The sequence below is a fragment of the Stenotrophomonas sp. SrG genome (assembly GCF_050031795.1).
GTDB lineage: Bacteria > Pseudomonadota > Gammaproteobacteria > Xanthomonadales > Xanthomonadaceae > Stenotrophomonas > Stenotrophomonas rhizophila_A.
Genome location: NZ_JBNBBE010001611.1, coordinates 1 through 232 on the forward strand (window position 1 = coordinate 1; position 232 = coordinate 232).

At 59.1% G+C, this 232-nt stretch carries 1 protein-coding gene; it reads left to right on the forward strand.

Translation table 11 applies throughout. The features are described 5' to 3' along the window. Positions 1-232: 30S ribosomal protein S15 (gene rpsO, locus ACQG3P_RS24810; RefSeq protein WP_426806530.1), on the forward strand; the 232-nt coding region annotated here is incomplete at both ends.

Genomic DNA, 232 nt, shown 5'->3' on the forward strand with positions numbered 1-232 from the left:
TGTCATTGAAGACAACAAGCGCAGCTCGGCCGATACCGGCTCCCCGGAAGTCAAGGTTGCCCTGCTCACCGCCCGCATCGAACTGATGACCGGCCACTTCAAGACCCACAAGAAGGATCACCACAGCCGTCGCGGTCTGCAGCAGATGGTCAAAAGCCGCCGCAGCCTGCTGGACAACCAGAAGAAGAAAGACGCCGTTCGTTACAAGTCCCTCATCGAACAGCTCGGCCTG